Source organism: Staphylococcus sp. McC-251-APC-3A2 (assembly GCF_009695665.1).
In the GTDB taxonomy this organism is placed as follows: Bacteria; Bacillota; Bacilli; order Staphylococcales; family Staphylococcaceae; genus Staphylococcus; species Staphylococcus cohnii.
Genome location: NZ_VUNO01000007.1, coordinates 21,864 through 35,088 on the forward strand (window position 1 = coordinate 21,864; position 13,225 = coordinate 35,088).

The following is a 13,225-nucleotide window of genomic DNA, read 5'->3' on the forward strand; positions in this document are numbered from 1 at the left end:
TAGGTTTTAGCTTTTATTATTGTATTAAATTATGTTGAAATGCATAGATTACAGCTTGAGTTCTATCTTGTACTTCTAATTTGCTCAATACGTTACTCACATGTGTTTTAACTGTTTTGATTGTAATATGTGAAGCACTGGCAATTTCTTGGTTTGAGTACCCTTTTGCAATCAATAATAATATTTCCATTTCACGCTCAGTTAACATCTCATATAATTCAGCGCGTTGTTTCATACGATTTCTCATCTTAACCAACACTTCTGCTTCAAATACAGATTCATCACGATATGTTTTGCGTATCGCTTCAGCGATATCACTGGCACTTGTTGTTTTTAAAATATAGCTATCTACACCAGAATCTAGTGCACGGTACACCTCATTATCTTCAATATAACTAGTTAGCATAACGACTTTAATGTGTGGCAAATCTTTCTTAATTTGTTCTGTAGCTTCTACACCATCCATATCATCCATCAGTAAGTCCATTAAAATTAAATCAGGTTTTAGTTCATGTGCTTTTTCAATTGCATCTTTCCCTGATTGCCCTTCTCCGACTACTTCTATATCTGGTTGAGTAGATAAATAACTAGAAATACCAATTCTGACCATTTCATGATCATCAACAAATAATACTTTAATCGGCATATGAATCCTCCTTATTTAATGGGGCTTTGACTTCAATTCGTGTTCCTGAATCTGGCAGTGATACTATATGAAACGTTGCGCCAATTTCAAGTGCTCGTTCGCGCATATTTTTTAACCCATAGCTTTGTTCTACCTTATCATCTACGTTAAAGCCTTTACCATCATCTTGTATACGTAATAATAAATATTCTTCTCTATTAAACAATTCAATTGTAACTTTTGTCCCTTTTGAATGTCTTAATGTATTTGAAATTGCTTCTTGTGTAATTCTAAATAAATGATCTTCTATACCTTTAGGTACGTCGAATTCTTCAATATCATGTACAACTTTCATAGGCACTTTTTTCTGCAAATCAACCACTAAATCTTTGATACCTTGGCCAAGTGATTTATCTTTCAAGCCAATTGGTCTTAAATGTAATAGCAAGGCACGCATTTCTAGCTGTGAATCTTGAATCATTTTTTCCAATACTGGAATTTGTTGATCTAAAGGCGCTTTCAAATCAGTTTCTTTAATGGCAGAGAGCATCATGCTTGCTGCAAACAATTGCTGGCTTACGGAATCATGTAACTCTCGAGCCAGTCTTTGTCTTTCATCTTCAATTATTTTTTTAACTTTCACATCGTTCATATTATATGATTCATTCGTTAAATTTTGTGTTTTTAAACGCAATCTATGAACTTCTTGATTGAGCGGTACAAGCGTTTGATATAATTCAATTGTTTCATTATATAATTCTATATTTTGGTCATTGATACCTACTGTCTGCCCTTCTATAGAACGCTCAATTTGGTCTTGTAACCAATGATTTTGTTGATTGATTTTATAAGCTAATACTGAGCCAACAATGATGCAAAGTAATATAACTAATAAGTTAATAAATAGTAAAACTGGTATTCCAAAGATTTGCGTATAAATCATGCCTTGAAAATATATAATATTCACAAAAACTTTATCTATAAAAAACATAGCGAAAAATGTACTATAAACTAATATCAACATTGACCCTATTGCTCTTATGTAGTGATTCATTTATAAATCACCTCAACATCTCCTATAAATGTTGACAAGTAGACATTAACAGCATAATTATCTTCTTTTGTTTCTTCAACAACTTTAATATTATTGTTTTCAACTTTATATGATGTTTCATTAACATATGCATTACCATAAAGTGCTGAAAAATGTAATTTTATATTGTAGTTTAAAGGCACAATAATTTGCACTTTACCTAAAAAATGTCTTATCACTACAGTATTATGTTCTCTAATATTAGCAGCTTTAGACATATCTATATGAATATCACCAATACCATGCTGTATTTGTAAATCTTCCCATTTATAAACATAAATAGGTGTACGTTGTTCACCAAACCACTTTTGCTTAATAAATTCTGGAGATTCTACTGCCTCTTCTGTCGCAATAATTTTCAAAGGTTTGAACCTATAAAATATATATCTCACAATTAACACAATTAAAAATATAAATAATATGATAATTGTGTATTTATTGGATAGTAAAGTAAAAGCTATAAGTAATACCCCTATCCAAAACGCTAATAACCCTCGTATTTTATGAAAATATAAATATCCTACATAAACCAATATGCAGCCTAATAATAATACAAAAATAAAACCTATTTTTTCAAAGAAAATATAGTAGAAATTAGCTATTATCATTAATGCTGTAAACACAATCAACATTTCAGTTGATATATATTTATGAGTCATGTTTCGCCACCTTTCTTCAAGCGACTAAACTAATTTGTTCGATTAAATCACATTCTGTTTCAACATTCACTTTTTCCTTTGCCTGTTGTGATAAATCGGCTACAATACGTGCGTAGTCTGCTTCCATTTCATTCAAATCATTTTTAATTTTTTCTATATCATAGTGCTCAATCTCTTGTGCACATTCAATATCAGATTCATCTAAAATGTCGATATATTTATTTTCTAAAGATAATGTTAAATGATCTATTAATCTAGCTACATAAGTTTTTCTTTCAAATAGATAATTTATGTACATTTCTATGCTTCTTAATTTTTTATCAAGATATTGTCTATATTCAATTAAACTTGAATAAAAAGTTTGTTTAGTCATTTTTTCTAGATAAGTCGTAATATAATTCATAGAATCACCTCATGATTGATTAGATTCTATTATAAAAAATTTCCGGAACCATTAGTATAGGCTCCGGAACCATCTTATATTAGGACTTTAGACCGAAACTTATTCTAATCTATTTTAGTAGTTAAAACTGGTCCTTCTTTTGTTACTATAACCGTATGTTCAATTTGTGCAACAAAGCTTTTATCTTGAGTTTCAAATGCCCATTCATTCTTACCTTCTGTGACAAATGTAGCTTTTGAAGAAATAAATGGCTCAACAGCAATTACAGTACCTTCTTTAAGCAAAGTTTTATCTTTTGGATCATAATAATTCATCACATGGCTTGGAGATTCATGTAATGACTGACCAACACCATGACCTGTTAAATTTTTAATTACTGTCAAATCATTTTTACGTGCAGTTGCGTGAACTGCTTTACCAATTTGGCTCAGCTTTGCACCAGGTTTGATTTTTGTCATAGCTGCTTCAAATGCTTCTAAAGCAACATCACAAACTTTTTGTTTCAATGGATTATCCGCTTCACCAACTACAAATGAAATGCCAGTGTCAGCATAATACCCATTTTTCAATGCAGAAACATCAATATTTACTAAGTCACCTTCACGAATTTTTCGTTTTCCAGGAATACCATGTGCCACTTCTTCGTTAACGCTGATACAAGTTTGACCTGGAAAGTTTTCATCATGAATTGGTGCTGAGATAGCACCGTGTTCTTCAAATAAATCTTTTGCGATATCATCAAGTTCTTTAGTAGTGATGCCAGGTGTAGTAGCTTCTTGCATTTTGTCTCTAACTAGTGCGCAGATATATCCAATATCTTTTAGTGCTGTTAATTCTTCTTCTGTTTTTACAATCATTTTATCCCGTTCCTTTTTGTAAATTATATTCTTTCTTATTATAGCAGACTTTTTTTGATATAATAAATTAGAAAATTTTTATCATATATAGTTTAACATTTTAACCAAATAATGACATAACCACTTTTACAATTCTGGTTAAATCATTAAACGTTTATTTTTATAGGAGTTTTAATATGAATGATTCTTGGTATAAAAATATTGTTGGTGCACGAACTCTGAAAACAGGTTTAGCTACCTTTTTAACTGCTCTTTTTTGTTTAGCCTTAAACTTAAATCCAATTTTTGCTATATTAACAGCTATTGTCACAATTGAACCAACCGCTAAGGCATCGTTAATAAAAGGTTATAGAAGACTTCCTGCAACAATTATTGGTGCGTTATTTGCCGTTATATTTACTTTTATTTTCGGCGATCAATCTGCTTTTGCCTACGCATTTAGTGCAACATTCACCATTATTCTTTGTACAAAATTAAATTTACAAGTAGGTACAACTGTAGCAACTTTAACTGCAATGGCTATGATTCCTGGCATACATGATGCTTATTACTTTAATTTCTTCTCCAGATTATTAACGGCTATCATTGGATTAGTTACAGCGGGATTAGTAAACTTTATTGTCTTACCTCCCAAATATTATGATCAATTGGATGATGCTATTAATCAAACTGAAGCAAAAATGTACGCATTATTTCATAAGCGTATGCGTCAACTGGTTATTGGTAAATTTTATAATGGAACGACCAATCAACAATTAACCACATTATTAAATTTAAACCAAAAAGTCGAGACGTTACTTTCTTATCAAAAAGATGAGCTCAGTTATCACAAACACCACAATTCAGAATGGATTCGTTTAAAGTCTTTAACTACGCGTACACATACAAATCGCTTATTTATAACTCACTTATCTAACTTAGTTTTTTTACCAAAAGACACACAAGTTACTTTTACTAAAGATGAGCAACTTGCCATCCTAAATATTGCTGAGAGTATAAATAACATACATAGAACTGGACATTTTGAGCGTCATCCAAAATCAGCGTCGTTACTTAAATCCACCGTCAAAGGTTTAGATGAGTTTGATAAAAATCAATTAAAAAGTCATATTGTCTATGAAATACTATTAATTTATAGAATTTTAAATAATCGGTTTGCTTAAATTGATCTATTAACTATTGTTACATCAACAAAACAGCCTAGGACAAAATGTCCTAGGCTGTGATTTATTCATACTAGTTAAATCTTTACTATTTTTGTTGAGCAACGCGCTCAACAATTACTTTCTTAGCTGCTTCTTCCTCTGAATTGTCTAATTCTTTCGGTTCAAATACAAGGCCTTTACGTTCGCATGCTTTTTCTAATAGATAATCTGTAATTTCATGATTTTTAGGTAGTATCGGTCCGTGTAAATAAGTACCTAGTAGATTCTTGTAATGAATGCCTTCTTTAGCATCGTCATCATTATTACCAAATCCATGAGTAACTTCACCTAAAGTACCGTAATTATGATAAGTACGGCCCCCATGGTTTTCAAATCCTACAATTGTACCAAAAGTATTACTTTCAATAACAATATCTCCTGTTAAACGATTTTTTTTAGATTCTGTATAAAAATCTAAAATATTTAAACCTTCTAGTTCTGTGCCATCTGGTGTAATGTATTTACGTCCTAAAAACTGGTAACCACCACATACAGTTAGACCAGGCAAACCATCTTCAATAGCAGCTTTTAACTTACTTTTTATTTTACTCAATTCTAATGTTGCTAATGCTTGTTCTCTGTCACTACCCCCACCAATAAAGAAGATATCACATTCATCAAAAGTAACATTTTCCGTCTGATTAATATCTACAACTTTTAAAGTGATATTACGGCGTTTTGCACGTTGTTTAAGTGCAATGATATTACCTATATCACTGTACAAATTTAATTTATCAGGCATAAAGTGATAGACCGTTAACTCATTCATTTTACGTTATCCTCCTCAAAAGAGTGATTCAATTGTTTTAACATAGGGGCAAGTGAAGTATAGTTAGGTATTGCTACAGTAAAACTATTAGTATATTCCATTGTTTTCGCAGTAGCTTTATAGATATCATTTTCTAAAATAACTGGTACATTTATCTCTGCGAGCTTTAATCTCAATTGTAGCTCTTCTGCTCGTGTACCTGTAACTATTATGGCTTCTATCTGTTGATTCGCTAATTTTTCAAAGTCAGCATCATAAATCCAGGATGTATCACGTCCATCTGCAGCATGATCATTTAAACTGATGACGTAAACTTTGTTCCCCTCTATCCGATCACCAACTGAGAGACTTGCATTCATACCTGCAGGGTTCTTAGCTAGATTGATCATTGCTTCTTTCGTACCCTTTTTAAAATACTGCATTCTGCCATTATCAGAAGTATAAGTTTCAAACCCTTTTCGAATTGACGCATCATTTAATCCAAGTTCTCTAAGCACGGTATAAGCAGCAATTGCATTATATGCATTAAAATCGCCTGCAATTTTCATATTAAATGTTGTAGTACCAACATTTAAATTTATAAAAGGTGTTAAATCAAATTGAGCTACTTCATATTTTGTATTTTCTCGTTTAAAGCCACATTCACAATAATAATGGCCTAATTGATTATAATGAATATAATCATAATGTAATAAGCGACCACAATTAGGACAATATCTACTTTCATTCATAGAACTTTGTTCAAAATCATGCGCGTGCTTTTTCATTCCATAATAATTAACAGTGTCACTCGCTATCTTTAATCTACTGACAAATGGATCATCAGCATTTAACAATAATTTTATCCCTTTATTATCAATTGCTTTTGCAATATTATTTACCATAATATCGATTTCCCCAAATCGATCCATTTGATCACGGAAGAAATTAGTAACCACCATCATCGTAGGCGTAACTTCATTAAGTACTCTTGGTATTGAACCTTCATCAATTTCAATAACTGCGATTTTAGTGTTTTTTTTAATTTGCAAAATAAAGGCTGATGTAATACCAGCAGCCATATTGGCACCTTCATTATTATGTATGATTTCTATTTGATTCTCTTTCAAAGTATGACCTATTAAATTTGATGTAGTCGTCTTCCCATTTGTACCACTTATAAATACAATCTCATCTACATGAGATGCTAATTCTCTTAAAATATTTTTATCCACTTTTCTAGCGACTTGACCTGGTAAGTCTGTTCCCTTTTTCCCAACAGTACGACTTACTTGTCTTGCCAGTCTCGCTAGACGTGTTGCAGTCCATTGTCTCATCTACTTCCTCCTCTACTATTCACTCAAATATTATAACACGATTAAGTTGTATTCCAAACAATTCTCAATGCAAATATCTTTCACATTCTTTAGATTAGAATAATTATTATTTACGAATGAGAATAAGTTTGCTATACTAATGAAAAATGATACATGGAGGCTATTACTTATGTTGAATAAAGAATTATTAGATGCATTAAATGAACAAATGAACCACGAGTATTTTGCTGCACATGCTTATATGGCAATGGCTGCGTATTGTGATAGTAAGTCCTACGAAGGCTTTGCTAATTTCTATATCCAGCAGGCAAAAGAAGAAAGATTTCATGGTAAGAAAATTTATGATTATATCAATGATCGTGGTGAACAAGCAATATTTAATTCAATACCAGCACCTAAATCTGAATTCACAAGTATCTTAGAAACATTTGAAGATGGCTTAGCCCAAGAACAAGATGTAACACGCAGATTTTACAATTTATCTGACCTAGCTAATAAAGATAAAGATTATGCCACAATTTCATTTTTAAATTGGTTCCTAGATGAACAAGTCGAAGAAGAATCAATGTTTGATACACATATTGATTATTTAAACCGTATCGGTGACGACAGTAACACTTTATATTTATATGAGAAAGAATTAGCTGCACGTTCATTTAATGAAGATGAAGCATAGCGTTAATACGCTAACAAATTTTTAAAATTAATGATGAATATACAGAAGCATGCCAACATGATTGGCATGCTTTTTAAGTATTTTGCTAGTAGGAAAGGACTGTTGATCATCTATTATGCTTAATTGAGTTTTACTCGCTTGACTTCGATAAGAGAATTATATAAAGTCATAACATATTCTATAAGAGAAAGGGTTCTTGCTTGATGACAGCTAATGCTTATATTGCTTTAGATTTTGAAACTGCAAACGGAAAAAGAACGAGTATATGTTCAGTGGGAATGGTCAAAGTTATCAATCATCAAATTACAGAATCTTTTTATACACTGGTTAATCCAAATGACTATTTTTCAAAACAAAACATTGCCGTACATGGTATTAATCCAAATGATGTAAAAGATGCGCCGACATTTGAATCAGTATATCCATATATGATGCAATTCATTGATGGATTACCAGTAGTTGCTCATAATGCTGCATTTGATATGAATGTTTTGTATGACAGCATTAAGCAAATTGGTCAAGACACACCAACAATCACTTATTTTTGTTCACTACAACTATCAAGAAAGACAATAAATAATCATCGTTATGGGTTGAATCATATGATGCATTATTACAATCTAGATTTTCACGGTCATCACGATGCTTTAAATGATGCTAAAGCATGTGCAATGATTACATTTCGATTATTAAAACACTATGATGATTTGAATAGTATATTAACAATATTTGGTAAGCAGTTAAAAGATAAAGATTAATTTATTCAAAATCAGTAATTATTTCCATGATATTTCGTTTATATATAATCATAAATTGTCATGTTTTCATATGTCGCTTTTTCTAAGTTACCTACTGTAACGCCCACCAATCTAATTGGTGTTTCTGAATCTTTTAGTTCAGTATATAAACTATAAGCAATGTTATAAATATCCGTCTCATTTCTAATCGGATCTCTCAAACTTCTTTGTTTTGACAAAGTTTCAAATTTAAAAGTTTTAATTTTAACAGTGACAGTTTTGCCAGATTTTTGAATTCTGGCTAAGCGTTCAGCTGTTTTATGACTTAACTCCCAAATTTTTTGAAGAATTTGATCATCATCATTAACATCTGTTGCAAAGGTGCGTTCTGTGCCAACTGACTTTCTAATTCTTGTGGCTTTTACTTCATTATTATCTATACCTCTCGCCTTATTGTACAATCCATAACCGCGTTTTCCAAAAAGACGAATTAATTCACGCTCACTTTGGTTATATAAATCTTGGCCATTATAAATTTTATGCTCATGCATTTTTTCTTTAGAAGCTTTACCTACTCCTGGAAAATCACCAATATCTAAGCCCATTAATATTTCATGTACATTTTTATAATCAATAATAGTTAGACCGTTAGGCTTATTCATACCGCTCGCTAATTTTGCTAAAAATTTATTATAAGAGACACCTGCAGAGGACGTTAATTGGGTAGCTTCGTAAATATCTCTACGAATATATTGCGCAATCATAGACGCTGGTAAATCAGGACGGACTAAATGCGTAATGTCTAAATATGCTTCATCCAATGACAATGGTTCAACGATTTCAGTGTAACTTTTAAAAATATTCATAATTGTGTTTGAGGCTTCCTTATAAGCTTCAAATCTAGGAGATACATAAAAACCATTCGGACATAATTTATGTGCTTGTGCGGTGGGCATTGCAGAATGAACACCATATTTTCTTGCTTCATAAGAAGCTGTTGACACCACGCCTCTACCACTCGCTTTTCCACCGACGATAACTGGTTTCCCTTTTAAACTTGGATTATCCCTTATTTCTACTTGAGCAAAGAAATAATCCATATCTATATGAATGATTCTTCTTTCTGTCAATGCACACACCTCCCTTTTTAAACTTATATAATTATATTATTGATATTTATCTTACAATCTAAATGGTTTTGTTACATAATATATGCTCATGATAGTAAAACAAACAAAAAAGAGTTAGCTATCCGCTTCTTAAATACGATATCATCTATAATGATAATTATGTATTTAGCAGTATTACTAACTCAGATTAATTAATTCTTATGATTTTGGTTCAGTTTGCAATTCAATTGAAGGGTTTTTTGTATAATATTTAATACCATCCTCAGTATCTTCTATGACTTCCACTTTCTCATTTAACACACCTGAAAGTAAATACAAATCCACAACACAATATCCAATATGAAAACTTGTAATAAATATGATAGATGAGTAAGGCGTAATAAAAAATATGATAAATAAAATGGGTGATATAATAATTAAAGGGGCTAACATAATTAAGCTATATTGCCATTTTTTGAAATAAACTTGCGGCATATGTGACTTTATCAAACCATATTTAACTCTATAAATAGGTTTTCGACCTTTTGATAAGATGCGAAACATTAAGTTATGAATCAATTCATGTAAGAAATAAACAATAGTAAAACCTAAAATACCATACAATAAATTAAATAAGATATTTTGCTCTATAACCGAAGCAAATAAATAAGCAAATTTATATGATAACAATATACTGATCATTACTATTGTTAATTGGAATAGTAAGAATCCTTCTAATAACTTTTTATTAGAAAACAACTCAATTTTAAACATTAGCAACCCTCCAAATGCTTTGTTATTACCTAGAGTATACAATGATTTTAATCACTTAGAAAGAGCTATTGAACAAAGTTAATGACTTGTAATTGAATTTTAACAAATCTTCTTACATTGAAATAAACTGCAACACTGAGCAAACAATAAGTTAATTAACTTTACACAATGTTTATTAAATCATGCTTATCTATTAACCTACGTTTTATATACGATTAAATTGAGCAACCGCTTCAACATGTGTTGTATGAGGAAACATATCTACTGGTGTAATCTTCGTTAGTTTGTAATGTTGTGCTAAATATTGCGCATCACGTTGTTGTGTTGAAGGATTACATGAAATATAGACAATTTTTCTTGGGTTTAATTCTAATAATGTTTTTAAAAATGTTTCGTCACAGCCTTTTCTAGGCGGATCAACCATCACTACATCTGGTTTAATTCCTTGTGATTTCCATTTTAATATAACCTCTTCTGCCTTACCACAGACAAAAGTAGTATTTTCAAATTGGTTTATAGTCGCATTTTGTTTAGCATCTTCAATGGCTTCTGACACAACTTCTACGCCATAAACATGTTTCGCTTTTGGTGCCATATATAAACCTATCGTTCCGATACCACAGTAAGTATCCAAGACAACATCATCCTGCTTTAAGTTTGCGTATTCAATCGCAAGTTGATACAATTTTTCAGTTTGTATCGAATTAATTTGATAAAAAGATTGATCACTTATTTTGAAGGTAACGTCTGATAATTTATCATTGATTGTTGTCTTACCATATAAAGTATTAGATTCCGCTCCTAATATTACATTTGAATGTGTATTATTGACATTATGCTTTATACTTGTAATTTCAGGAAATGCTTTAACTAATTTTTGCACAAGTAAATCACTCTGTTTAAATTTCTTGCCATTGGTCACAAATATCACCATTAACTCTCTTGTATGGTGTCCAGTACGAATGACAACGTGCCTCATAAGCCCTTGTTTTTTATGTTCATTATAAACGCTAATATTCAATTCGTTAAACCAAACTTTAAGTTGATTCATAACTTCTTGATGCAATTGGTCTTGAATTAAACAACTTTCCATATCTATAATATCGTGACTTCTTTGTCTATAAAAACCTGAGATAATCTCTTCGTCTTTATTCTTTCCAACAGGTATTTGTGATTTATTTCGATAATACCAAGGATTTTCCATACCAACTGTGTCATTAATAATCGTATCTTTAAAATCTGCTTTTCGATGAAACAAATTAATTACTTGTTCTTTTTTCATATTCAATTGAGCTTGGTATGTCATATGTTGTAATTGACAGCCTCCGCATTTGTAATAATATACACATGGTGGCTCAACACGTTCTTTACTTTGTTCTTTAATTTCTATTAATTTACCTATTGCAAAATTCTTTTTTACTTTAATCACTTTAAATTTAATCGTTTCATCTATTAAAGTATTAGGAATAAACACAGGATACCGATCTAACTTTACAACGCCGTGTCCTTCATGTGTTAAATCAATTACGTGTCCTTCTAAGATTTCATTTTTTTGTAATATGCTCATATTATCACCCCATATAAAAGAGGTTAGGCTATTTGTATCTTTACCTAACCTCGTTGTCTATTAACGTTTTTGAAGATTCATTTTAACTCATTTATTTAAACTAGTTCACGATTACGATTTATTTTAATATTATATTTGTTATTGCTCAACTAGTTCCTCATTTTTAATGTCACTTGGTGTATAAACTTCAATATGCTGTTTTAAATTCAAGAAATTTCCGGGCAATTTACCACCATATTCACCGTCCACATTTAATTGCATATCTATAAATGAAGAGATATTGATTGATTTTGCTTTTTTATAATGCACTTTAGGATGTTTAATATGCTCACCTCTTGAAGCAAGGGTCATAATATGCCCTAACTCTGCTAAATTCGCTTTTTCCACTATAATCAAGGTGAAATAACCATCATCTAATTTGGCATCAGGCACTAATTTTTCAAATCCTGCCATAGAGTTGGTCAAACCTAATAAAAACAAGAGCGCCTCTCCCTGAAAAACCTCATCATCATATTCGATACGTATGTCAACAGCTTTCATCTGAGGTAACATTTCAAATCCTTTAATATAATATGCAAAAGGACCAACAATTGATTTCAATCTACTTGGTGTTTCATAAGATACCTGTGTTAATTGTCCCCCTGCAGCTAAATTAATAAAATATCTACTATTCATTTTTCCAATATCAACGCGCGTTGAATGGCCTTCTATAATCACATCAATCGCACTCATAATATCATTGGGTAAATGCAATGCACGCCCAAAATCATTTACAGTTCCCATTGGGATGATTCCAATTTTAGGTCTATTTGGATGTTCTGCTATACCATTGATGACTTCATTGAGCGTCCCATCGCCCCCTGCAGCTATTAAAACATCATAGTCTTGAGTTAAACAACGTTTAGCTTCAGTTGTTGCATCACCAATTTTTTCAGTTGCATAGGCACTCGTTTCAAAACCGGCCTTTTCTAATTTTATTAACACATCTGGCAATGTTCGTTTAAACAATTCTTTACCAGATGTTGGGTTATAAATGATTCTAGCTCGTTTTCTCATATTTTATCCCTCAACTTTTTATACTCAGTATATATATTAAATGATTTAGTTAAATGATAAAAGCATTTAGGCTATTTTCAAAAAGAAAATATAATATACTACTTAATATTAAAGAAATTGAAACTTCCATTCCTATTATCAAAACATGGCACTATCCATAATTTAAATTAGCGCTCTTATATTTTAAATTTAAGATTTTGACTGTGAATAATGCTTGCCTGATATATCGTTCGTTCTTATAATATTTCACACATATTATTTCATTGAATTCAGCAATTTATAAAATTACATTAAAAAGTAGTAGTTCAATGTGCGCTTAAAGTTTTATAAAAAAACGTCAATTCCTATTTTGTTATAGAAATTGACGTTTAATACTTTA

The 13,225-nt window shown here is 30.9% G+C and carries 14 protein-coding genes; 3 read left to right on the forward strand and 11 right to left on the reverse strand.

Annotation, left to right across the window (positions count from 1 at the left end):
- Positions 1-16: 16 nt before the first annotated feature.
- From vraR to map, 5 genes are all read right to left on the reverse strand, one after another.
- Positions 17-646, reverse strand: coding sequence for a response regulator transcription factor VraR (gene vraR / locus FYJ81_RS11750; RefSeq protein WP_019469616.1), 630 nt, complete (start codon positions 644-646; stop codon positions 17-19).
- Positions 636-1,679, reverse strand: coding sequence for a sensor histidine kinase VraS (gene vraS / locus FYJ81_RS11755; protein ID WP_019469615.1), 1,044 nt, complete (start codon positions 1,677-1,679; stop codon positions 636-638). The genes vraR and vraS overlap by 11 nt, the downstream gene beginning before the upstream one ends.
- On the reverse strand, positions 1,676-2,377 hold the full coding sequence (gene vraT / locus FYJ81_RS11760; protein ID WP_019469614.1) for a cell wall-active antibiotics response protein VraT: 702 nt from the start codon (positions 2,375-2,377) through the stop codon (positions 1,676-1,678). The genes vraS and vraT overlap by 4 nt, the downstream gene beginning before the upstream one ends.
- A 16-nt stretch (positions 2,378-2,393) precedes the next feature.
- The gene (locus tag FYJ81_RS11765; protein ID WP_019469613.1) at positions 2,394-2,780 is read right to left on the reverse strand and encodes a hypothetical protein; all 387 of its coding nucleotides are present in this window, start codon (positions 2,778-2,780) and stop codon (positions 2,394-2,396) included.
- 104 nt (positions 2,781-2,884) lie between these two features.
- Complete coding sequence (map, locus tag FYJ81_RS11770; protein WP_064264275.1) at positions 2,885-3,637, reverse strand: type I methionyl aminopeptidase; 753 nt, start codon at positions 3,635-3,637, stop codon at positions 2,885-2,887.
- 176 nt (positions 3,638-3,813) lie between these two features.
- On the opposite strand from map, the gene FYJ81_RS11775 reads away from it, so the two are divergent.
- The gene (locus FYJ81_RS11775; protein ID WP_064264273.1) at positions 3,814-4,800 is read left to right on the forward strand and encodes an FUSC family protein; all 987 of its coding nucleotides are present in this window, start codon (positions 3,814-3,816) and stop codon (positions 4,798-4,800) included.
- A gap of 88 nt (positions 4,801-4,888) precedes the next feature.
- Here the strand turns inward: FYJ81_RS11775 and FYJ81_RS11780 are convergent, their stop codons facing one another.
- The gene (locus FYJ81_RS11780; protein WP_107386598.1) at positions 4,889-5,611 is read right to left on the reverse strand and encodes a type 1 glutamine amidotransferase; all 723 of its coding nucleotides are present in this window, start codon (positions 5,609-5,611) and stop codon (positions 4,889-4,891) included.
- On the reverse strand, positions 5,608-6,927 hold the full coding sequence (locus FYJ81_RS11785; RefSeq protein WP_107505222.1) for a Mur ligase family protein: 1,320 nt from the start codon (positions 6,925-6,927) through the stop codon (positions 5,608-5,610). The genes FYJ81_RS11780 and FYJ81_RS11785 overlap by 4 nt, the downstream gene beginning before the upstream one ends.
- A gap of 169 nt (positions 6,928-7,096) precedes the next feature.
- On the opposite strand from FYJ81_RS11785, the gene FYJ81_RS11790 reads away from it, so the two are divergent.
- Both FYJ81_RS11790 and FYJ81_RS11795 read left to right on the forward strand, forming a co-directional pair.
- The gene (locus FYJ81_RS11790) at positions 7,097-7,603 is read left to right on the forward strand and encodes a ferritin (RefSeq protein WP_019469608.1); all 507 of its coding nucleotides are present in this window, start codon (positions 7,097-7,099) and stop codon (positions 7,601-7,603) included.
- A 203-nt stretch (positions 7,604-7,806) separates the two neighbouring features.
- Entirely contained in the window at positions 7,807-8,361 is a 555-nt protein-coding gene (locus FYJ81_RS11795) for a 3'-5' exonuclease (protein ID WP_107386600.1), read from the forward strand.
- A 38-nt stretch (positions 8,362-8,399) separates the two neighbouring features.
- On the opposite strand, the gene dinB is transcribed toward FYJ81_RS11795, so the two are convergent.
- The 4 genes from dinB to FYJ81_RS11815 all read right to left on the reverse strand — a co-directional run bounded on the left by dinB (position 8,400) and on the right by FYJ81_RS11815 (position 12,846).
- Positions 8,400-9,470 carry a DNA polymerase IV gene (gene dinB, locus FYJ81_RS11800; protein ID WP_064264263.1) on the reverse strand — a complete coding sequence of 357 codons (1,071 nt, stop codon included), beginning with the start codon at positions 9,468-9,470 and terminating at the stop codon, positions 8,400-8,402.
- A 198-nt stretch (positions 9,471-9,668) separates the two neighbouring features.
- Positions 9,669-10,223, reverse strand: a complete 555-nt coding sequence (locus FYJ81_RS11805) for a DUF3267 domain-containing protein (RefSeq protein ID WP_064264261.1) — start codon at positions 10,221-10,223, stop codon at positions 9,669-9,671.
- Positions 10,224-10,428: 205 nt separating this feature from the next.
- Positions 10,429-11,790, reverse strand: coding sequence for a 23S rRNA (uracil(1939)-C(5))-methyltransferase RlmD (rlmD, locus tag FYJ81_RS11810; protein WP_107386605.1), 1,362 nt, complete (start codon positions 11,788-11,790; stop codon positions 10,429-10,431).
- Between the two features lie 138 nt (positions 11,791-11,928).
- The gene (locus FYJ81_RS11815) at positions 11,929-12,846 is read right to left on the reverse strand and encodes a diacylglycerol kinase (RefSeq protein ID WP_064264257.1); all 918 of its coding nucleotides are present in this window, start codon (positions 12,844-12,846) and stop codon (positions 11,929-11,931) included.
- Between the last annotated feature and the right edge of the window lie 379 nt (positions 12,847-13,225).

What these genes read in the sequence shown, in the direction of transcription:
- FYJ81_RS11805 (WP_064264261.1), bottom strand. Translation starts at nt 10,223, where the DNA reads ATGTTTAAAATTGAGTTGTTTTCTAATAAAAAGTTATTAGAAGGATTC.
- FYJ81_RS11775 (WP_064264273.1), top strand. Translation starts at nt 3,814, where the DNA reads ATGAATGATTCTTGGTATAAAAATATTGTTGGTGCACGAACTCTGAAA.
- FYJ81_RS11795 (WP_107386600.1), top strand. Translation starts at nt 7,807, where the DNA reads ATGACAGCTAATGCTTATATTGCTTTAGATTTTGAAACTGCAAACGGA.
- FYJ81_RS11765 (WP_019469613.1), bottom strand. Translation starts at nt 2,780, where the DNA reads ATGAATTATATTACGACTTATCTAGAAAAAATGACTAAACAAACTTTT.
- FYJ81_RS11785 (WP_107505222.1), bottom strand. Translation starts at nt 6,927, where the DNA reads ATGAGACAATGGACTGCAACACGTCTAGCGAGACTGGCAAGACAAGTA.
- vraR (WP_019469616.1), bottom strand. Translation starts at nt 646, where the DNA reads ATGCCGATTAAAGTATTATTTGTTGATGATCATGAAATGGTCAGAATT.
- FYJ81_RS11790 (WP_019469608.1), top strand. Translation starts at nt 7,097, where the DNA reads ATGTTGAATAAAGAATTATTAGATGCATTAAATGAACAAATGAACCAC.
- FYJ81_RS11780 (WP_107386598.1), bottom strand. Translation starts at nt 5,611, where the DNA reads ATGAATGAGTTAACGGTCTATCACTTTATGCCTGATAAATTAAATTTG.
- rlmD (WP_107386605.1), bottom strand. Translation starts at nt 11,790, where the DNA reads ATGAGCATATTACAAAAAAATGAAATCTTAGAAGGACACGTAATTGAT.
- vraS (WP_019469615.1), bottom strand. Translation starts at nt 1,679, where the DNA reads ATGAATCACTACATAAGAGCAATAGGGTCAATGTTGATATTAGTTTAT.
- map (WP_064264275.1), bottom strand. Translation starts at nt 3,637, where the DNA reads ATGATTGTAAAAACAGAAGAAGAATTAACAGCACTAAAAGATATTGGA.
- vraT (WP_019469614.1), bottom strand. Translation starts at nt 2,377, where the DNA reads ATGACTCATAAATATATATCAACTGAAATGTTGATTGTGTTTACAGCA.
- FYJ81_RS11815 (WP_064264257.1), bottom strand. Translation starts at nt 12,846, where the DNA reads ATGAGAAAACGAGCTAGAATCATTTATAACCCAACATCTGGTAAAGAA.